Below are 19,247 nucleotides of genomic sequence, written 5' to 3'. Positions count from 1 at the left end.
AAGAATATTTATTCATGCCTGCTGGAAAATTCATTAACAACTTGCTTAGATGCTGTCAACCGGCTTTTCTGCGGATACTGGAGGCTGGACAATCAACAAGGGGCTTGACTAAGTTCGCTCAAATGCAAAAATATAACATAGTGAATATTTATGCACGAGAGGAAACGATGGAGCCTTCCGAACTTGAACGTGTTGCTCGCCAGATACGTCTGCGCGACCTCCAGGCCGTATACGAGGCGGGCGCCGGCCATATCGGTGGCGAGATGTCGGTGATCGATCTCCTCACCGCATTGTATTTTCGGGTCCTGCGCGTCTGGCCCGATCAGCCCAGACATCCCGATCGCGACAGGTTTGTGCTGTCGAAGGGCCATACGGCCTGCGCGCTCTACGTCACGCTCGCCAAGCGCGGTTTCATTCCGGAAGAAGAAATCTCGACTTTTCTGAAGCCGCATTCCCGTCTGAACGGCCACCCGAACTGTAATAAGGTGCCGGGCGTCGAAACGAATACCGGCCCGCTCGGACACGGGTTGCCGGTTGCTGTCGGCATGGCCAAGGCGGCAAAACTCTCAGGTGCGAAATACCACACCTATGTCATCACCGGTGACGGCGAGATGCAGGAAGGCTCGAACTGGGAAGCCATCATGGCAGCATACCAGTTCCGCCTGGACAACCTGACCTTGATCATCGACCACAACAGGTTCCAACAGGGCGCTTCGCTCTCGGACACCAACGATGTCGCACCGCTTCGCCCCAAGCTCGAGGCCTTCGGCTGGGAGGTCAGCGAAATCAACGGCAACGACATGCACGCGATCGTGCCCGCCCTCGAGCATCGCTCCGACCGGCCCCATTGCATCGTGGCGCACACCAACAAGGGCCACGGCATCTCTTTCATGCAGGATCGCGTCGACTGGCATCACAAGGTTCCGAGCAAGGAACAGTATGAAACCGCATTAGCAGAACTGTCGGAGGCACTCTAATGAACGCGCCCGTAAACCCACCGAAGCTCTATGACTGCCGCGATGCCTTTGCGGCGACGCTCGAGCGCCTGGCCGCCGAGAATGAAACCATCGTCGCCGTCTGCAACGACTCGGTCGGTTCCTCCAAACTCGGCGGCTTCAAGTCGAAATTCCCTGATCGCCTCGTCAATGTCGGCATCGCCGAACAGAACATGGTTGGCGTCGGCGCCGGTCTCGCCAATGGCGGACGCTTGCCCTATGTCTGCGGCGCCTCGCCGTTCCTGACCGGCCGATCGCTCGAGCAGATCAAGGCCGACATTTCCTACTCCAATGCCAACGTCAAGCTCGTGGGCATTTCCTCGGGCATGGCTTACGGCGAACTCGGCCCGACCCATCATTCGATCGAGGATTTCGCCTGGACGCGCGTGCTGCCGAATCTGCCCGTGATCGCCCCTTGCGACCGCATCGAGACTGCCGCCGCGGTCGAGTGGGCCGCAAGCTATAATGGTCCCTGCTTCCTGCGCCTCTCGCGCGTCGGCGTGCCGGATCTGCTGCCTGAAGGTCACAGGTTCGAAGTCGGCAAGGCGAACCTGCTGCGCGAAGGCTCTGATGTCACGCTGATTGCCAACGGCACGCTGACCCACCGCATGATGAAGGCCGCCGAAATCCTGGCCGGGCGCGGCATCAAGGCGCGCGTGCTCAACATGGCGACCGTTCGCCCGATCGACGAGGCCGCCATCATTGCGGCAGCCAACGAGACTGGCGCGATCGTGACGGCGGAAGAGCATTCGATCTTCGGCGGCCTCGGTTCCGCCATCGCCGAAGTGGTCGTCGACAACGCGCCCGTACCGATGAAGCGTCTTGGTGTTCCCGGCATCTATGCGCCGACAGGTTCGGCCGAATTCCTCCTCGACGAATTCGGCATGGCGCCAGCGGCGATCGCCGATGCGGCCCAGGCGCTGATCAAGCGCAAATAATCTGATAGCAGGTCTATTGCACCGGGGCGCGCATCTGCCCCGGCCGTTCGTTTGAGGAGAAGATGATGCGGGCTATTCTGGCGATCGACCAGGGCACAACCAATTCGAAGGCAGTGCTGGTTTCCGAAACCGGAGAGGTGCTTGCCAGAGGCTCGGCCGCCGTCGGTATCTCCTATCCGCAGCCGGGCTGGGTCGAGCAAGATCCCCGCCGCATCTTTGCCTCCGTTTGCGAAGCAATCGAGGCCTGCCTGAAGACAGTTTCCGACGTTACTGTCGAGGCGGTGGCAGTTTCCAATCAGCGTGAATCCGTCACGATGTGGGATGCAGAGAGCGGCGAGGCACTGGGTCCGGTGGTGAGCTGGCAGTGCCGCCGCACAGCGCCGGACTGCGAGCGCCTGATCGCCGAAGGTCATCTCGACCGCGTGGAAACGCTGACCGGCCTTCCACTCGACCCGATGTTTCCCGGATCGAAATTCCGCTGGCTGCTCGATCGCGTACCAGCCGGGCGCCGTGTGCGCCTCGGCACGGTCGACAGTTGGCTGATCCATTGCCTGACGGGTGGGCGCCGCCACGTCTGCGATGCCTCCAATGCCGCCCGCAGCCAGTTGTTCGACCTCAATTGGCAGGTCTGGAGTGAGGAACTCGGCCAGATTTTCGGCGTCGATATCGCCCTGTTGCCGGAAGTGCTCGACAGTTCTGCCGATTTCGGCACGACGCGCGGCCTTCCCGGCATCCCGGACGGCACGCCGATCCGATCTGCTATTGGCGACAGCCATGCGGCGCTCTTCGGTCATGGGGCCTTCAAGCCGGGCGATGGCAAGGTAACGTTCGGAACCGGCTCCTCCGTCATGACGACATTGCCGCGCTTCATCGCGCCGCAAAACGGGATAACCACGACGGTCGCCTGGCGGATCGCCGGCGTGCCGACCTTCGCCTTCGAGGGCAACATTCTCGTTTCGGCAGCAAGCCTTCCGTGGATGGCCGACATTCTGGGCCTTCCCGATGTCGCAGCCCTCGTCGACCTTGCGGCGACGGCTGAGCCGGGCGGACCGGGATTCGTGCCGGCCTTCGTCGGCCTCGGCGCCCCCTACTGGAATTCCGACGCCCGTGCGCTCTTCGCCCAGATCAACTTTTCCACGACCCGCGCCCAGATGGCCCGCTCAGTGACGGATTCGATCGCCTGCCAGGTGCATGACGTGATCGCCGCCATGCGCGCCCAGAGCGGCGGCAAGCTCGGCGCTCTTTATGTCGACGGCGGCCCGAGCCAGAACCGCTTCCTGATGCAATGCGTGTCGAACCTGATCGAACATGCCGTCATCCAGTGCGAGGCGCCGGAGGCTTCCGCTCTCGGCGCCGCCTATCTCGCCGGGCTTTCGCTCGGCCTGTGGAAGGATCTCAACGCGATCGAAGCACTCCCGAGAAGCACCACAGTGATCCGCCCCGAAGAGATCGATCGCACCGGACTTCTCAATACATGGAATGATGCGCTGGCCCGCTCGACGTCGCGACCGACACCGGTTAAATGTGAATAAAAATTCAAGCCGGTATCGCCCATGTCCCGTCTCAACGAACTCCGCCTGATCTCCAGGGTTGCCCAGATGTACCACATCGAAGGGCGGCGGCAGGCGGAGATCGCGCAGCATCTGCGGCTTTCCCAGGCGACGGTCTCGCGAATGCTGAAGAGGGCCGAGGCCGAGGACATTGTTCGCACCAGCGTCATCCCGCCGGTCGGCACTTACAGTGAGCTCGAAGGAGCCCTGCGTCAAAAGTTCGACCTTCCCGAAGCAATTGTCGTCGAGTGCAGCGAGGACCGGGACGGCGCCATCATGGCCCGGATCGGTGAAGCCGCAGCCCATCTTCTCGAGATCACACTTGCACCTGGCGAGATCGTCGGGGTTTCGAGCTGGAGCCAGACCATCTTCAAGATGGTCGAAAACATCCATCCGCAGAAAAGCGCCCAGGTAAAATACGTTGTGCAAACCCTCGGCGGCATGGGCGACCCTTCGGTGCAGACACATGCCACGCAGCTTACGACGCGCCTTGCACGCCTCACCGGAGCCGAACCCAAGCTGCTTCCCGTACAGGGCGTGACGACATCGAGGGAAGCCAGGCTCCTGATGCAGTCAGATCCCTTCGTCCGCGAGACCATGGATTTGTTCGGCAGTATCACGCTCGCCATTGTCGGCATCGGCGCCGTGGAGCCGTCCGAATTGCTTGCTCGTTCGGGCAACATCTTTTCGTCACGGGAGCTTGCCGATCTCGCCGAGGCCGGCGCCGTTGGTGACATTTCACTGCGCTTTTTCGACAAGGACGGCAAACCGGTGAAGACGCCGCTGGATGACCGGGTCATCGGCCTTCCGCTCGAGGATCTTGCGCGGGTGGATCGCGTTATCGCGCTGGCCGGCGGTGCGAAGAAGACGGCGGCGATCTCGGGCGCGCTGCGTGTTGGCGTCATCGACATGCTGGTGACCGACAAATTCACCGCGCAGCGATTGATCGATACAACGGCTTGACGTGGCCGTCGGCCATGCCCGTGGCACATCTGGAAGCGACGGTTAACGAACTGTTAAATAATTCCACGCAAATCTAGTCAGCAGTTGCCCCAGGAGAAACAGGCCGGAAAACGCACCGCGTTTTCGGAAGTGCTTCTTCGACTTCCGCCGCCTGTTCTGGATCAGCTCAATGACCATCATCTCCCGAATTCTGAAGATTAAAAGTCGATCCCATATCCTCGTCGAACGTCAGAGGATCGGCGTTGACGAAAGGATCCCGGGCACGAGAAAGATGCGGAGTGGCAAGACAAGGCAACGGTTAGGCATTCTGATCGGCGCCTTCGTCTGCGGGTTTATTCTGATCGGCGGTCGTCTTGTCCAATACGGACTTGCCGAGGAGCCCACCACCAGCTCGCTTGGCAATCCCAACGGCGTTGCCTCCCGGCCCGACATCGTCGATCGCAATGGCCAGCTTCTGGCTACCGACCTGAACATGGTTTCCCTCTACGCGGACCCCCGTCGCATCATCGACGCCGACGAAGTGGTGGAGAAACTCGCCGTCGTCATTCCGAGCCTGGATTGGAGGGAGACCCACAAGAAGCTCAAGATGGACAGCGGCTTCCAGTGGCTGCGGCGCCAGCTCACGCCGAGGCAGCAAGCTGATATCCTTGCCCTCGGCCTTCCTGGCATAGGGTTCAGACCGGAAAAACGTCGCTTCTATCCTGGCGGGCGCGCTGCGTCGCATATCCTTGGTCACGTCAATGTCGACAATCAAGGACTGGCCGGCATGGAGCGGTATCTCGACCAGCAGGGTCTGGCCGATCTGAGGGCTGTGGGGCTGACATCCGGAGTTCCGCTTGAACCCGTCAGCCTATCGATCGACATCCGCGTCCAGAACCTCGCCCGGGAAGTCGCCGCCAAAGCGATGAACGCTTATCAGGCGGAAGCCGCCGGCGCACTCGTTCTCGACGTCGAGACGGGCGAGGTCCTGGCGATGGCCTCGGTGCCGGATTATGATCCGAACGAGCCATCACGCACATTGGCGGACGGCAGCGTGGACAAGGATTACGAGAAAGGCTGGTTCAACCGGATCAGCAATGCGACATTCGAGATGGGCTCGACCTTCAAGAGCTTCACCTTGGCGATGGGCCTCGATGCGGAAAAGATCACTCTCAACTCCGTCGTCGATGCATCGCGTCCGATCCGGATGGGCGGCTTCACGATCAAGGACTTCAAAGGCAAGCACAGGCCACTATCGATCCCGGAGGTCTTTCAGTATTCGTCCAATATCGGCACCGCGGCGGTCGCGGACATGGTCGGCATTGAGGGACATCAACAGTTCCTGACCAAGCTCGGACTTTTGTCGAAGGTGGAGACGGAGATGCCGGGCGTCGCAACGCCCACGCAGCCACGCACATGGAAGAAGATCAATTCGGTCACGATCTCCTTCGGTCACGGCGTCGCCACGACCCCGTTGCAGACGGCGTCCGCCGCCGCATCTCTCATCAATGGCGGCAATCTCATTCCGCCAACTTTCCTGCCACGGTCGCCCGAACAAGCTGCAACGCTGGCGAAAACCGTGGTCAAGCAAAGCACAAGTGCCGATATGCGCTATCTCTTCAGCTGGAATGGGCTTAAGGGTTCAGGCCGTGCCGCCCAGGTCGAGGGCTTCAATGTCGGCGGCAAAACCGGGACAGCCGACAAGGTCGTCAATGGGCGTTACGCAAGCGACCTGAACTTCAACGCCTTTGTTGCGGCTTTTCCAATGGACAAGCCGAAATATATGGTCCTTGCGATCATCGACGCCCCGAAAACCGGTGAGCATGGCGGACGGACGGCAGCCTCCACAGCCGCGCCGATGGTGAAGGAAATCATTGGTCGGGCAGCCCCGCTGCTCGGGGTCCAGCCTCACTTCGGATCGAATGATGCGCCCTATTCGCTGATCAGTTACTGAGCTCGCCAAGATCTGCGAGGCGCGACATTGCCTCGGTCACGTCCTCCCAAAATACGAGTGTCAGATGAAAGTCGCTTCGAATAGCTCACGCGCATATTCGTCATGCGTTTTCCCGTCCTGCAAATCGTCTTTCGAGAGCTCATCGATGAACCGGCCATCCTTCATGATCAGCACGCGATCGCACATATGGGCGATCACCGCCAGATCGTGGCTGACGAGCACGTAGGTCAGTCCCATCTCGTCGCGCTGGTCCGCCAGCAGGTTCAGGATTTCGGCCTGTATCGACACATCGAGCGCCGAAGTCGGTTCATCGAGGAGCAGGATCGGCGGCGATAGGATCAGCGCCCTTGCAATGGCCACGCGCTGGCGCTGGCCGCCGGAAAGTTCGTGGGGAAACCGGTTTGCAAATGCGGCCGGCAGACCGACCTGGCGCAGAGAACGTTCCACGGTTTGCCAGATCTCCTGCCTGCCCATAGCCCGCAAAGGTTCGGCAAGGGCCGTGCCGATCCGGTGGCGCGGGTGCAGCGAACCGTAAGGATCCTGGAACACCATCTGAGCGCATTTGAGGTCGTCAAGGTTTCTCGACTTGCCGACCATGCGACCAGCGAGCGCGATTTCTCCCGACCAGCCTTTTTCCATGCCCGACAGGCATCGCAAGACGGTGGACTTGCCGCAGCCGGACTCACCGACGATACCCAGAGTTTCCCCACGCGCGACGCTGAAGCTGATATCCTTGACGACATGGTTTTGCCGTTTGCCGGATGTGAACGTGACGTTGAGGTCGCGAACTTCGATCATCATGCTCTCTCCAGGTCGATCTTCGAGCGGTCGAGAACCGCAAGCCGCCGGACGGGATGTCGCGGATCCGGCATCGCTGCGATCAGTCCCCTCGTATAGGGATGGCTGGCATCTTCCAGCCGTGTCAGCGTTTCAACAATGCGCCCCGCATACATGACGATGATCCGCTCACAGAAGGCGGAGACCATGCGGATATCGTGACTGATCAGCAGCAGGCCGGAATCGTTCTCCCGGACGAGCTCGTCAAGCAGCATAAGTACGTCCTTGCGCACGCTGACATCGAGCGCCGAAGTCGGCTCGTCGGCGATGACGAGCTTCGGCTTGGCGAGAAGCATCATTGCAATCATTACACGCTGGCCCATGCCGCCGGATATCTGATGCGGATACTGCGCCATGACGCGCTCGGCGTCCCGGATGCGAACGCGCTCGAGCATCGCTTTGGTCGCAGCAGTCGCTGCTGCGCCACGCAGATTGAGATGCAGGCGAGCCGCTTCAGCGATCTGCTTGCCGACTGTCAGCACCGGATTGAGCGAATAGCGGGGGTCCTGCATGATGAGCGCAATATCCTTGCCGCGTATCTTTCCCATCTGGCTCTCGGAGAGCGACAGAAGCGGACTGCCGTCAAGGTCGAGGCGCTTTGCGGAGACGGTGGCACCTGCCGACAGGAGTCGCATGATCGCGCGACCGGTCGTCGATTTTCCCGAGCCGGACTCGCCGACGATGCCGACGCGCTCGCGCCCGACATCGAAGCTGACATGGGAGACGGCAGGCACCGCGTTCTTGCCGAAGCTGACATTGAGGTCTTCGATGGAGAGAACTGGCTTCATATCAGGACCTCGCATGACGGGGATCCAGAATGTCGCGAAGCGCGTCACCTGCCACGTTGAAGGCAAGGCTGGTAACGAGGATGGCGACACCCGGCATCACGGCAACCCACCAATAATCGAGCATGAACTTTCGCCCGCTCGAGATCATCGCCCCCCATTCGGGCGCCGGCGGCTGCGCGCCCAATCCGAGAAAGCCCAACGAAGCGGCCGTCAGAATGATGCCCGCCATGTTGAGGGTCAGACGTACGATCACCGACGGAATGCACATGGGAGCGATGTAGACAAACAGGATGCGTAGGGGCGAGGCGCCGTAGAGACGGGCGGCGGCCACATAGTCTGCATTTCTGACGACCAGCGCCTCGGCGCGCGCCAGACGCGCAATGGGTGGCCATGCGGTGAGTGAAATGGCGATGATTGCCGTCGTCAGGCCGGCTCCGAGGGCGGCGGCGAATGCCAGCGCCAGAATCAGTGAGGGAAAGGACAGGACGATATCCGTTGCCCGCATCAGGAGTGCATCGGTGCGCCCGCCAAAGAAACCGGCGACGACACCGATCAGCAGGCCGATCGGGCCAACGATGAGAGAAATCGAAAGCACGGTCTGGACGGTGATCCGCGTTCCGTAGATCAGGCGGCTCAGAATATCCCGGCCGAACTCGTCGGTGCCCGCCCAATGCGCGGCGCTCGGCGGTTGCAGCGCGTCGGACAGGACCTGGATGTTGGGATCATAAGGCGCGAGCCAAGGCGCAAGGATCGCGACGACGCAGAGCACCGCCAGAATAATAAAGCCGGCCATGCCGAGCGGTTCCTGCCCAAGTCTTGAGACGATCCTCATCGTTGAGCCGGAGATCCGTGTCGGCAGGCTCGGTGGGCGCACAGTGAGGTCGGTTTGGATTGCATCGCTCATTGCGCAGCCTCCCGCGTTCGCGGATCGAATATCGCGTAGGCGATGTCCGCCAGGAAATTGAGGAACATGAAGATGAAACCGATAATGATGGTGGCGGCAACGACGGCGTTCATGTCGCCGATCATCAGCGCATTCGTCATGTATTGGCCGATACCCGGCCAGGAAAAGACGATCTCGGTCACGACGGCACCTTCCAGCAGCCCGCCATAGGAAATAGCGAGGATGGTGATGAGCTGTACCGCGATATTCGGCAGGACGTGGCCGATGACGGTGCGGGCCGGGCCGACACCCTTTGCGCGCGCGGCGATCACGTAGTCCTGGCTCAATTGCTCGAGCGTGAAGCTGCGGGTCATACGGGTGATATAGGCCATGGCGGCATAGGCAAGGATCACGGCAGGCAGGATGATATGCCCAAGCGCATTCCAGAAGATCTCTGTTTCTCCCTGCAGCAGACTGTCAACGAGCAGCAGCCCGGTCTGTGGCGTCACCATGCCCTCGTAGAAGACATCGACACGGCCGGGACCTCCAACCCAATTCAGCCCTGCGTAAAAGATGACCAGGCCGACGATGCCGAACCAGAAGACCGGGATCGAATGACCGACAAGCGCCACGATCCGCGCGATCTTGTCGATAAACGTGTCTCGAAAAAGTGCCGCCGTCAGCCCAAGCGGGACGCCGACAAAGGTCGAGATAAGGATCGCCAGGGTGGCGAGTTCGAAGGTCGCTGGAAATGCCTGAGCAAGATCCGAGGAGACCGGATTGCCCGTCAGCACCGCCGTTCCGAAATCGCCATGCGCCAAGCCATTCAGGTAGATCAGGAACTGCTGGTAGATCGGCAGGTCAAGACCAAGCTTCTGACGCATGGCGGCATAGGCGGCAGGGTCTGCCAGCTCACCGACGATCGCTCCGACCGGATCGGCCGGAAGAATACGGCCGATCACGAAAGTGACGCACAGCAGGATGAACAGGCTGACGGCCAGGTGTCCCACCCGGCGCGCCAGTTCCTTCACGGAGAGTTCCTTCATGATCGGCGACCTTGCTTAATCGGTCTCGGCTTTCGTGACGCCCTCAAGGCGCGTCGTCTGATTCGGATGGCCGACATAACCCTGAACCTTGTCGTTCAGCACGATCGGCTCGAAGCGCTCGAACATCGGCAGGACGGCCGGCTTCTGATCGACGAACATCTTCTGCATATCGACATAGATTTCGCCGCGTTTCTTCGGGTCCGCCTCAAGTGAAGCCTTCGCCGTCAGCGCCGTCAGTTCCGGAATGTCCCATGCCGAGCGCCAGACGAAGTTGCCGGCATTGTTTGCTTCGAGGGAATTGTCGGGATTGGACGCGAACTGCTCCATCGCTCCGAGCACGTTCGGCATATAGGCACCAGTCTGTGGAATGAGCAGATCGAAATTCCGCGCACGGTGGGCCGCGATAATGTCCGATCCGTTGCCCTGCTGGATGTCGACCTTGATGCCGATCTGGCCGAGCGAAGCCTGGATCGCGGTGGCAAGATCGATGCGGGGCGTCTGTGCGATGGTTTTCAGGCTGAGCGTAAAGCCGTCCTTGAAGCCCGCTTCCGCAAGAAGCTCCTTTGCCTTGGCGACATCGAGGTGCCAGTCGGGGCTTGGGATTGCATATTCGAAGTTTTCGGGAACCGGCACGGTACGGGCACGCCCGTAAGGACCCATGATGGTCTTCTCGATCCCCTTGTAATCGATACCGTAGGCGATTGCTTCGCGCACTTTCGGGTTCGACAGATATTTGTTGCCGGCATTCATCGACAGCACGTAGAAGCCACCGGTCGGTACGCGCTGGATTTCGAAGCCCTTCTTGTTGTCGAAGGTGGCGAGATCCGACGCGGTCATTGCGCTTGCTATGTCGATATCGCCGCGTTCCAGCATCAGGCGCTCCACCTGGCTTTCGGGAACATGGCGGACGATGACGCGGCGCATCTTCGGAGCACCCGCAACATAGTTCTTGTTGGCGTCGAGAATGACAAGTTCATTGGGCGCCCAGCGGTTCAACGTGAACGGTCCGGAGCCCGCCGAATGGGTTCTAAGCCAGGCGTTGCCATAGTCATCATTGGCGACATGTTTCTGGACTTCGACGCTGTCGACGACGCTCGCAATGACCATGGCCAGACGGTAAAGCAGAAGCTCCGATGTCACTTCGCCCGAAAGATCGATGCGCACCGTCTTGTCGTCGACAGCCTTAACCAGTTGATCGATATTATCCTTCGTATAGCCGACGCGCTTCAGGTTGGCGGCTGCGGCCTGATCGAGCTTCAGCAAGCGGCCGAGTGAATAGACGACGTCCTTAGACGTGACCGGGTTTCCCGAGGCAAAAGTCGCATCGCGCAGCTTGAAAGTGATCCCCTTGTCATCAACCTGCCAGCTTTCGGCAAGCTGCGGCACGATCTTGCCGTCAGGCGTCGACGCAACCAGGCGATCATAGAGGTTCGACATGATCTCGTTGGCCTTGGCTTCCGTCGCCTGCTGCGGATCCAGCGAAAGAACCTGGGCGAGTGAGGTGCCGATCACCAGCTGATCGGTAGGCGTCGCCGCCCGAAGCGCGGGTGCTGCCAAGGTCAGCGCGCAGAGAGCGACGCCAACAAACAGGCTTCTGGAAAAATGCTTCATTGCAACTCCTCCCTGAGTTACTATACAAGACATAATATGTCGTCCGTATGTCGTACTATGATTTTTCCAAGACGTTTGCAAGTGCCATGCGGAAGAGGACGCGAAAATGGGGAACAATGAAAATGGTGGCGGGCACGCGTGGCAGGCAGCGCTTGGCGCAGCAGATGATCGATCAGTTGCGAATGCAGATCGAGACGGGAAAGCTCCGTGAGGGAGATCAGCTTCCAACCGAGCCCCAGCTTGAGGCGGCCTTCGGCGTGAGTCGCACAGTGGTGCGGGAAGCGATTGCCGACCTGCGCGCGGCCGGATTTGTCCGGCCTGTCCAGGGCAAGGGCGTCTTCGTGTCGGATCCCAACGTGCATGCCAGGCTTGTCCTGACGCCGGTCGAAGTCAAAAGCATTCCGGAAACACTGGAATTGCTGGAGTTTCGCATGGCAGTCGAAGGAGAGGCCGCCGCTATCGCAGCCTATCGCAGGACGGCCGAACAGGAAGCTGCGATTCGACTTGCCAACCGAAAAATGGCCCAACTCATCGAGAGCGGCGAGCCCACGGTCGAGGCCGATTATGAATTCCACACCGCCATAGCCAATGCTTCTAACAACAGATTCTATATCGATGCCCTGCGCCATTTCGGACCGCGCGCGATCCCGCGCGGACAGTTTCCGACCTTACCCGAAGCCAATGACCGCACCTATCTCGAAAAGGTTCATGCAGAGCATGGTGAGATCCTGGCCGCCATTGCGGAGCAGGATCCGGATCGTGCAAGACAGGCCATGCGCGCGCACATGATGGCGAGCCAGCGACGATACCGAATGCTTGCAGAGCAGCAATGAGGCTCGACAACCTTAAAAATTCATATTATGTCATACGACATGATTTGAATGATCGGGAGGTTAGTTGTGTATTTGGGAACCCAGGTCGCCGCACGGGACGACGATGATTTTCGTGTTTTTGCCCAACTGGGCGTAAAACACATTTCCGCTGACCCGCCCGGGGCGCCGTCCAGCTGGACACTTGATGATCTGGAGCGCCACCGCGATCACGTGGAGAGCTTCGGTCTCGTGCTGGACATGATCCAGCTCCCCTTGCCCTCCAGGCCGATCGAAAACGCGTCCTATCCCGACATCCTGCTGGCCGGTCCCGAACGCGACCGGCAGATCGACGCCGTCTGCCGGATGATCGAGAACTGTGCAAAGGCCGGAATCCCTGCCACGAAATACAATCTCAACCTGATAGGCATTCCGCGAACGGAGCTCGAAAAGGGCCGCGGCGGTTCGCTCAACGAGGCTTTTCGCTGGGACAAGGCCGATCATCAGGCGGCACCCGGTCTTGCCGGCGTCCTCTCGGAAGATGAGAACTGGGAGCGTATCGACTATTTTCTCCAGCGGGTGGTTCCCGTTGCGGAGAGCAACAAGGTGCGCCTTGCCTGCCACCCGCACGATCCCTATACGCCACCGGGCTACCGCGGCGTCACTCGTGTCCTTGGTACAGTCGACGGCTTGAAGAGATTCGTGCAGATGCGCGAGAGCCCCTATCATGGCCTGAATTTCTGCCAGGGTTCGATCGGCGAGATGCTCGACAATCCGCGTGAGGAAATCGACGATATCATCCGCTGGTTCGGCACGCGCGGAAAGATCTTCAACCTGCACTTCCGCAACATCAGCGGCGGCAAGCTCTCCTTCATGGAAACCTTTCCCGATGAAGGCGACATGGACATGGTGCGGTCGCTCAAGGTCTACCGCGAGGTCGGCTACAAATACATGGTCATGCCGGACCATGTGCCGCGCATCAGCGGTCGCGACGCGACGGGCGTCGCCTTCAGCTTCTGCTACGGCTACATCGCCGCTGTGCTCGAGGCGATGGAAGCCGGCCATATGTGAGCAAAGCGCTCACCTTCAATCAGCAATTATTCAAGGAATTCAACATGGATCCCAACGCCATCAAGAAAGCCGTGGGCGACGGCCTCCTCTCCTTCCCGGTGACGCATTTCGACAGCGAGAACAGGTTCAATGAAGCCGCCTACCGCGACCATGTGAACTGGCTTGCCGGTTTTGACGCAAGCGCACTTTTCGCCGCGGGCGGTACGGGCGAATTCTTCTCGCTCAATCCGGCCGAAATCCCTGCCGTCATCCGCGCCGCCAAGGCTGCCGCAGGCAAAACGCCCATCATTTCCGGTACCGGTTATGGCACCTCACTTGCAATCGACATTGCGCGCGCTGCCGAAAAGGCCGGTGCCGATGGCCTGCTGCTGCTTCCGCCCTATTTGATGTTTGCCGAGCAGGCTGGGCTTGTCGCCCATGTGAAAGCTATCTGCCAGGCGGTCGGCATCGGCGTGATCGTCTATAACAGGGACAACGCGATCCTGTCGGCCGACAGCATCGCTCAGCTTTGTGATGCGTGCCCCAATCTCATCGGTTTCAAGGACGGCGTCGGTGATGTCGACCGGGTCATCGAGATCACCACCAAGATCGGCGACCGGCTGGTCTATGTTGGTGGCATGCCGACCCACGAAGTCTATGCTCAGGCCTATTTCGCCGCCGGTGTGACCACCTATTCCTCGGCTGTCTTCAACTTCGTTCCGGCTCTTTCGCAACGGTTCTACAAAGCGCTCAGGGCGGGCGACCAGAAGACTGTCGACCAGATCCTCAAGGACTTCTTCTTCCCCTTCGTTGCGCTTCGCAACCGCAAGAAGGGATACGCCGTCTCCATCATCAAGGCGGGACTGAAAGTCATCGGCCGCGATCCGGGCACCGTGCGCGCGCCGCTCACGAACCTGACGGACGAGGAACTCTCCGTGCTGCGGTCGATTGTCGAGGCTAATGACCAGACGAGGCTGGCCGCGGAGTAAAACCGCGGCCACCGGCGCTCAGCCTCATCGCCGTATTGCCGCGACGATCGGCTGCACCGCCGCTCTCATGCTCTCCGGCGTCGTGCCGGTGACGATAACGCCGAGCAGAGGGGCAGCAATGCCCGCGTCCCTCAGCTTCGGCATATCGTCGGGCACAAACATCTTCTGGCTTGGCGCGATGACCGGAATACCCGCCTTGCCCGTGATGGTCCGGTAGCGATCAAGATCGCTCTCGTCGAGCGGCTTTCCGTAGTCGGCAAAGGAAGCGACCGAGGCTTCCATCATCGCACCGGGAATGTCGAGAATGCCTTGCAAATCCTCGTCAGTGCTCGCCTCGCCAAGCGCCGGAATGGGCCGCAGCCTCGATTGCAGCAGATGCGGCTGCATATCGCTGACATAGATATTGAAACCCTCGAAGCCGAGATCGGCGAGCGCCTCCATCTCCTGCGGGCTCGGAACCTTTTCTTGTCCTGCCATGACAAGAAGCGGCACGCCCAGCGTTGCAAGGTCCTCGAAAAACCGCCGCTCCTCGGCAAAGCTGCCGAAGGTCGTGCCGGTCGCGCGGTGATAGGCGTTGAGATGGACTTTGATCGCGAACGCACCTGCCTCGATGGCAGCCTTCGCGATGTCGAGATTGTGACGGGCGAGCGAGACGATGACAGGGAATTCCCCCTCGCGCAGCGCCTTTGTGAGCCTGGTTTCCGGATAGGTCGGCATGGAACAGCCTCAGTTCAGACGTTCGCCGCCATCGGCAGCAAAGAGATGGATATTGGAAAGCTCCGGGCGCACGTGAATTATCGCTCCTGGAGCCATCGATACGCGCTCACGAAAGACACCGGTGACCTGCGTTTCACCGAGTTTCATCGTCACCTGGGTTTCCGAACCCATCGGCTCGACCAGAACGATCTCAGCCGGGACGCCAGCGCCATCGAGCGAGAAATGCTCGGGCCGGATGCCATAGACAAGCCTGCGGTCGCTGAATGCAGGGGCAGTTTGCGGAAGTGGCAAGACAATGCCGGGTGCCGCGAACCCCTTATCGGTGATTGTGCCCGTGAGGAAGTTCATGGACGGTGATCCGATGAACCCGGCTACGAACTGGTTGGCGGGCCGATCGTAAAGGTCGAGCGGTGCACCGATCTGTTCCACCCTTCCAGCATTGAGCACGACGATCTTGTCGGCCATGGTCATCGCTTCGACCTGGTCATGGGTAACATAAATGGTGGTCGTCTTCAGCCTCTGGTGCAGGCTCTTGATTTCGCCACGCATGACGACGCGCAGTTTGGCGTCGAGGTTCGACAATGGCTCGTCGAACAGGAAGACCTGAGGGTTGCGAACAATCGCCCGGCCCATGGCAACGCGCTGGCGCTGGCCGCCGGAGAGCTGGCGCGGATAGCGATCGAGAAGATGAGACAGGCCGAGTATATCGGCCGCCCATTTCACCCGCTCGGCGATCTGCGCTTTGCCGGTACCACGATGTTCCAGCGAGAAGCCCATATTGGTCGCGACCGTCATATGCGGATAGAGCGCATAATTCTGAAAAACCATGGCAATGTCGCGATCCTTGGGGTCGAGATCGTTGACCACCCGCCCGCCGATCCTGATATCCCCGCCGGTAATCGTCTCGAGCCCGGCGATCATCCGAAGCAGCGTGGACTTGCCGCAGCCGGATGGCCCGACCAGCACGACGAATTCGCCGTCGCGGATGCCGAGGTCGGCACCATGAATGATATCGAGAGCGCCATAGCTCTTGCGGACACGGGAAAGGGTAACGTCAGCCATAGGAGAAATCCGGTTCTTCAGCCCTTGAGGCCGGTATGCGCGAGCCCTTCGACGAATTGCTTCTGCGCGATGATGAAGACGATGAGCACGGGCAATGCCGTGAGCGTTGCCGCAGCGAGCTGGATATTCCACATCGGCCCGCCATAGGCGTCGGTATATTGGGTGAGCGCCTGAGGCAGCGTGAATTTGTCCGCGCTCGACAGGAACACGATCGGTTCGAGATAGAGATTCCAGGAATGCAGGAAGGTAAAGATCGCAACAGAGGCGAGCGCCGGCCTTGCAAGCGGCAGGGCGATCTTGCGAAAAATCTTGAAACGCCCGAGGCCATCGACGCGGGCGGCCTCTTCCAGCTCGACCGGTAGCGTCACGAAAAACTGCCGCATGACGAAGGTTGCAAAGACGCTCGGCGCGCCGAAGATCGGCACCAGGACCAGCGGCCAGTGGGTGTTGACCATGCCGGCCTTCAGGAACATCTGGAAGAGCGGCACGATCGTCACTTCCGAAGGGATCAACAGGCCGAGCAGCACGACCATGAAGATCGTGTTGGCGAATGGGAACTTGATGCGCGCGAAGGCGTAGCCCGCCATCGATGAGACGATCATCGTGCCAACAGTGACGACCGCAGCAATATAGGCTGAGTTCCAGTATTGCTTCACGAAAGGCTGCAGCTCGAAGACCTTGCTATAGGTCGTCCAGTCATAGCTCTGCGGAAAAAATTGCGGCGGAAAGGCAAAGATATCGCTGATCGGCTTCACCGAAGACGTCACCATCCACCAGGTCGGGAAGACGAACGGGATGAGAAGCACGCACATCAGCCCGTATAGAATGACCTTCATGCGCGGGGAGATCTCAGCTTTCATAGAACACGATCCTCTTGCGCAATTGCCACTGGGCGAAGGTGAGAACGGCGACGATCAGGAAGAGCAGGATCGACAGCGTCGACCCGTAGCCGAAGAAATGGAACTGGAAGGCCTGCTGGTAGAGGTAATAGACGAGCACGGTCGTCGAAAGGCCCGGCCCGCCTTGCGTCAAAACGGCAATTTGCGCGAAGACCTGCAGCGATCCGACGATGGTGATGATCGAGGTCAGCAGGATGGTCGGGCTGATCAGAGGCAGAGTAATGCGGCGGAACTGCTTGAAGCGCGGAGCACCATCGATGCGAGCTGCCTCGTAGAGCTCGTTCGGCACACCCTGGAGGGCGGCCAAGAACAGGATCATGTTGAGGCCGACATTCTTGAATACCTGGACGACGATCACCGAGATCATCGCGGTGGTCTCGCCGCGCAGCCAGTTCGGACCCTCGAGGCCAAACAGCAGCAGCATGCCGTTGATGCCGCCATTCTTCTGCAGGAGAAATCCCCAGACGATTGTCCAAGCCACCAGCGACACGACAACAGGCGAAAAGAACAGCGTCCGGAAGATCGTAATGCCCGCGAGTTTCTGGTTCAACAGTACCGCCAGCAACAAGGCCAGCGACAGGTTGAGAACCACAAGCCCTGCAGAGAAGATGGCGGTCGAACCGAGCACCTGCAGCAGGTTCGGGTCTTCCATCAGCATCTGGTAGTTCTGCGTGCCCGTATAGGTGAAGGTATTGGCGAGCACGTTCCACTCATGCAGCGAATACCAGAAGACCAGACCAAGCGGGATCAGCACGAAGATGGTGATCCCGATCAGTTGCGGCGCGATGAAGAGGAAGCCGGCGAGGCTGTCGCGCCGCGCAACCGTCCAGAACGGCGACGAGGAGCGGCCTTCCAGTGTTGCGTTGTCCTGTGCGACAGCCATTCCTTGTCTCCCTAGCGCTTGAGCAGCGGGCCGATCTGGCCGCAGATCGTCTGGAGCGTGCCGGGAACATCGGCATCCGGGCGCCAGACGGCGTCGAGGCCGGAGCGCACGGTCTGCTGGATCTGGGCAAAGCCCGTATGGCCGGGGATGACCTTGCCGGTCGCAATGCCAGCAATGACGACCTTATCGATCTGCTCCTGGCTGAGCAGAGGATTGGTCTTCTTCAGCACCTCAGCGTTGAGCAGCGACTTGCGGGCCGAGGGGAAGAACCGGCTGAGCTTGGCCGAGTTTTCCGGGTTCGTCATATAGGCGACGAATTCGGCGGCCGTCTTGGCGTTCTTGCCCGATTGCATGACGCCAATGCCAGCCTGGCCGATCAGCGCATAATCACCGGCGGGACCCTTGGGCAGCGGCACGAGGTCCCAGGAGAAGGGCTTGTCCTTCGGAAGCAGCGAGGCGCGGCTGATCTGGGTGATGGTCATCGCCGCATTGCCGGCGAAGAAATCAACGTTTTCACCGGGGCCGGGGATCGCTTTCTTGTTGAAGATCGCGTCATGGACGAAGGTGAGTGCATCGACCATAGGCTTCTCGGTCATCATGCAGGTCTTGCCGTCGGCACTCCAGGGGGCCGCACCAAAGCCGTTCCAGACCGAGGCAAGGTTCTGCCAGGTCTGGTAGTTGAAGTCGCGCACGATCAGGCCGCCCTTGCCCTTCTGGCCGACTGCCGAAGCTGTCGCGATCGCGTTGTCCCAGGTCCATTCGCCGGCGGCGATCAGCTCGGCGGGTGTTTTGGCACCGGCCGCCTTGATCAGGTCGTTGTTGACGAAGACCGCAAAGGGCGAAGTAGAGAATGGGTAGGCATAGAGCGTGCCATCTTTCTGCCAGCGCTCCGTGGCGCTCGTGCTCACTTCGTCGAGATTGTATCCAGCCGTCGCCTTCAGTGTATCGTTGAGCGGATAAAGCGCACCGGAATTGACGAAGTCATAGGCGGCCGTCTCGAAGATCCAGGCCATGTCAGGCGCATTGCCGCCGGCGATCTGGGTGGTCAGCGCCGTCGTATAAGTGTCGAATGGCAGTGACTCGAAGGTCACCGTGACGTTGGGGTGGTCCTTCTTGAAGCCGGCAGCGATCTCGTTGAAAAGCTTCAGATGTGCTTCCGCCGCGCTCCAGATGGTCATGCGCAGGTTGACTGCGTCGTCGGCCCTGGCGATGCCGCTGCAGGCGAGCGGCACAGTGAGCGCAAGCGCCGCCAGCGCGGATTTCAATGTCCTGTTCTTGTTCATTCCCGTTCCTC

At 60.1% G+C, this 19,247-nt stretch carries 18 protein-coding genes; 8 read left to right on the top strand and 10 right to left on the bottom strand.

What is annotated here, in order from left to right:
• The first annotated feature begins 167 nt into the window (after window positions 1–167).
• The 5 genes from FHT93_RS25285 to FHT93_RS25265 all read left to right on the top strand — a co-directional run bounded on the left by FHT93_RS25285 (window position 168) and on the right by FHT93_RS25265 (window position 6,379).
• A complete protein-coding gene (locus tag FHT93_RS25285; RefSeq protein WP_113202191.1) occupies window positions 168–977 on the top strand; it encodes a transketolase in 810 nt (269 codons plus the stop codon).
• Window positions 977–1,933 carry a transketolase family protein gene (locus tag FHT93_RS25280; protein WP_112546484.1) on the top strand — a complete coding sequence of 319 codons (957 nt, stop codon included), beginning with the start codon at window positions 977–979 and terminating at the stop codon, window positions 1,931–1,933. Before FHT93_RS25285 ends, FHT93_RS25280 begins: the two co-directional genes overlap by 1 nt.
• 65 nt (window positions 1,934–1,998) lie before the next feature.
• On the top strand, window positions 1,999–3,465 hold the full coding sequence (locus FHT93_RS25275; RefSeq protein ID WP_183849991.1) for an FGGY-family carbohydrate kinase: 1,467 nt from the start codon (window positions 1,999–2,001) through the stop codon (window positions 3,463–3,465).
• Window positions 3,466–3,486: 21 nt separating this feature from the next.
• A complete protein-coding gene (locus FHT93_RS25270) occupies window positions 3,487–4,446 on the top strand; it encodes a sugar-binding transcriptional regulator (RefSeq protein WP_112546482.1) in 960 nt (319 codons plus the stop codon).
• A gap of 169 nt (window positions 4,447–4,615) precedes the next feature.
• Window positions 4,616–6,379, top strand: a complete 1,764-nt coding sequence (locus FHT93_RS25265) for a penicillin-binding protein 2 (RefSeq protein WP_162730017.1) — start codon at window positions 4,616–4,618, stop codon at window positions 6,377–6,379.
• A 60-nt stretch (window positions 6,380–6,439) separates the two neighbouring features.
• On the opposite strand, the gene FHT93_RS25260 is transcribed toward FHT93_RS25265, so the two are convergent.
• The 5 genes from FHT93_RS25260 to FHT93_RS25240 are packed head-to-tail and all read right to left on the bottom strand — an operon-like array spanning window position 6,440 to window position 11,544.
• Entirely contained in the window at window positions 6,440–7,177 is a 738-nt protein-coding gene (locus tag FHT93_RS25260; protein ID WP_112971798.1) for an ABC transporter ATP-binding protein, read from the bottom strand.
• Window positions 7,177–8,019 (bottom strand): ABC transporter ATP-binding protein, encoded by an 843-nt coding sequence (locus FHT93_RS25255; protein ID WP_183849989.1) that lies wholly within the window; start codon window positions 8,017–8,019, stop codon window positions 7,177–7,179. Before FHT93_RS25255 ends, FHT93_RS25260 begins: the two co-directional genes overlap by 1 nt.
• Complete coding sequence (locus FHT93_RS25250; protein ID WP_183849987.1) at window positions 8,006–8,908, bottom strand: ABC transporter permease; 903 nt, start codon at window positions 8,906–8,908, stop codon at window positions 8,006–8,008. Before FHT93_RS25250 ends, FHT93_RS25255 begins: the two co-directional genes overlap by 14 nt.
• Entirely contained in the window at window positions 8,905–9,933 is a 1,029-nt protein-coding gene (locus FHT93_RS25245) for an ABC transporter permease (RefSeq protein ID WP_112971696.1), read from the bottom strand. The genes FHT93_RS25250 and FHT93_RS25245 overlap by 4 nt, the downstream gene beginning before the upstream one ends.
• Before the next feature lie 15 nt (window positions 9,934–9,948).
• A complete protein-coding gene (locus FHT93_RS25240) occupies window positions 9,949–11,544 on the bottom strand; it encodes an ABC transporter substrate-binding protein (protein WP_112971697.1) in 1,596 nt (531 codons plus the stop codon).
• Window positions 11,545–11,666: 122 nt separating this feature from the next.
• Between FHT93_RS25240 and FHT93_RS25235 the strand changes: the two genes are divergently transcribed.
• The 3 genes from FHT93_RS25235 (at window position 11,667) to kdgD (ending at window position 14,392) form a co-directional block, all read left to right on the top strand.
• The gene (locus FHT93_RS25235) at window positions 11,667–12,377 is read left to right on the top strand and encodes a FadR/GntR family transcriptional regulator (RefSeq protein WP_112546504.1); all 711 of its coding nucleotides are present in this window, start codon (window positions 11,667–11,669) and stop codon (window positions 12,375–12,377) included.
• Between the two features lie 66 nt (window positions 12,378–12,443).
• Window positions 12,444–13,424 carry a mannonate dehydratase gene (locus FHT93_RS25230; RefSeq protein WP_112971698.1) on the top strand — a complete coding sequence of 327 codons (981 nt, stop codon included), beginning with the start codon at window positions 12,444–12,446 and terminating at the stop codon, window positions 13,422–13,424.
• Between the two features lie 44 nt (window positions 13,425–13,468).
• Complete coding sequence (gene kdgD, locus FHT93_RS25225) at window positions 13,469–14,392, top strand: 5-dehydro-4-deoxyglucarate dehydratase (protein WP_183849985.1); 924 nt, start codon at window positions 13,469–13,471, stop codon at window positions 14,390–14,392.
• Window positions 14,393–14,416: 24 nt separating this feature from the next.
• On the opposite strand, the gene FHT93_RS25220 is transcribed toward kdgD, so the two are convergent.
• Genes FHT93_RS25220 through FHT93_RS25200 form a run of 5 tightly spaced genes read right to left on the bottom strand, consistent with a single transcriptional unit; the run spans window position 14,417 to window position 19,236 of the window.
• Window positions 14,417–15,109 carry a hypothetical protein gene (locus FHT93_RS25220; RefSeq protein ID WP_183849983.1) on the bottom strand — a complete coding sequence of 231 codons (693 nt, stop codon included), beginning with the start codon at window positions 15,107–15,109 and terminating at the stop codon, window positions 14,417–14,419.
• Window positions 15,110–15,118: 9 nt separating this feature from the next.
• Window positions 15,119–16,171, bottom strand: coding sequence for a sn-glycerol-3-phosphate ABC transporter ATP-binding protein UgpC (ugpC, locus tag FHT93_RS25215; RefSeq protein WP_183849981.1), 1,053 nt, complete (start codon window positions 16,169–16,171; stop codon window positions 15,119–15,121).
• 17 nt (window positions 16,172–16,188) lie between these two features.
• Window positions 16,189–17,031 (bottom strand): carbohydrate ABC transporter permease, encoded by an 843-nt coding sequence (locus tag FHT93_RS25210; protein ID WP_112546474.1) that lies wholly within the window; start codon window positions 17,029–17,031, stop codon window positions 16,189–16,191.
• Window positions 17,021–17,953, bottom strand: coding sequence for a sugar ABC transporter permease (locus tag FHT93_RS25205; RefSeq protein ID WP_112971701.1), 933 nt, complete (start codon window positions 17,951–17,953; stop codon window positions 17,021–17,023). The genes FHT93_RS25210 and FHT93_RS25205 overlap by 11 nt, the downstream gene beginning before the upstream one ends.
• 11 nt (window positions 17,954–17,964) lie before the next feature.
• Window positions 17,965–19,236, bottom strand: coding sequence for a sugar ABC transporter substrate-binding protein (locus FHT93_RS25200; RefSeq protein WP_183849979.1), 1,272 nt, complete (start codon window positions 19,234–19,236; stop codon window positions 17,965–17,967).
• Window positions 19,237–19,247: the final 11 nt, after the last annotated feature.

Origin of the sequence: Rhizobium sp. BK379 (assembly GCF_014193955.1) — a bacterium.
GTDB lineage: Bacteria > Pseudomonadota > Alphaproteobacteria > Rhizobiales > Rhizobiaceae > Rhizobium.
This window is presented reverse-complemented; position numbering and strand designations above follow the sequence as displayed.